We start from the raw sequence: 1022 nt of genomic DNA, 5'->3' as shown, positions 1-1022 counted from the left end.
AAACCACGAAGAATATTCACATAGTCCTGCCGCTGATCGATGACAGCATAAATAGTGATACGTTTTCTCTTTTCGTTTATTTTATAAAACACTAAATCTTTTTCAAGGATCAACACTTTATAGCCCTGGCGTTTCAGCACAGGATATCTTGGATCTTTCCCAAGATAAGGGTTATCTCCAAGTGCCAGAATAGATTCCTCTATATCATCCAGTTTTTGTAAGGCAACATCAGGACCGAAATTTTGTGCAATGCCAAGAATTATTTTTCTAAGTCCGCTGTCGGCAACATCTGTACGTACAATCTCGTATTTCACAATTATCCCTCCTGAAGGATCTTTCGCAAGTCATTGAATGTATCGGAAATCGGTGCAATCCGGTCGTTTTTTACATCATCTTCAGCTTCTGCCAATATTTCCAGTAATTCAATGCGTGCTTTCATAGTTTTATAATCTTCATACGAAAGAGATACCGTATCACCGCGGCCATTTACAGTAATTATGACAGCTTCCCTATTCTCTTTACACAGTTTGGAAATATCATTGTAATGGTTTCTTAAATCTGCAGACGGACGAATGGTTTCTTGTAAAAACATATGAATTCCCCCTTTTTTAAATATAGTCATATTATATCATCGTATGCCTATTAATGCAACTGATATAGCAGTTAATTTTTATATCAGATGAGGGATGACTCCCGCCTCTGTAGGCGGTGAGCAGCAATTATGTATCAGTGGCGGGTTTCAATCCCCCATCTGATATACGCTCCGCGAGGATGCGCAGGAATTCGGATTGGAAATATGTCTGCTATGCAGACCCGAATTCCGCGCCAAGACTCGCGAGCGAGTCTTGAATACCATCAACAACCAACAGTTGATTTTTTCAACCTAAATCAATTATGAATCCATTGTAGTTGATTTTGTCTACTGTTACAATTATGGTAGAGGTGATAAGTTTGAAAGAAATCATTATTGCGCAAACAATTATAGTTACTATTCACAGTTGTTTTAAATTCATTATGAAATC

General features: G+C 37.9%; 2 protein-coding genes. Both read right to left on the bottom strand.

The window, feature by feature from the left end:
* On the bottom strand, positions 1–314 hold a 314-nt coding region (locus ACQRCC_RS15540; protein WP_427851653.1), incomplete at its 3' end, for a type II toxin-antitoxin system RelE/ParE family toxin.
* Between the two features lie 2 nt (positions 315–316).
* Entirely contained in the window at positions 317–592 is a 276-nt protein-coding gene (locus tag ACQRCC_RS15535) for a type II toxin-antitoxin system Phd/YefM family antitoxin (RefSeq protein ID WP_427851652.1), read from the bottom strand.
* Between the last annotated feature and the right edge of the window lie 430 nt (positions 593–1022).

Source organism: Sporofaciens sp. SGI.106, assembly GCF_050314255.1.
GTDB lineage: Bacteria > Bacillota > Clostridia > Lachnospirales > Lachnospiraceae > Claveliimonas.
This window is presented reverse-complemented; position numbering and strand designations above follow the sequence as displayed.

Excerpts from the sequence above, each read along its gene's own strand:
- ACQRCC_RS15535 (WP_427851652.1), bottom strand. The coding sequence starts at position 592 with ATGTTTTTACAAGAAACCATTCGTCCGTCTGCAGATTTAAGAAACCAT.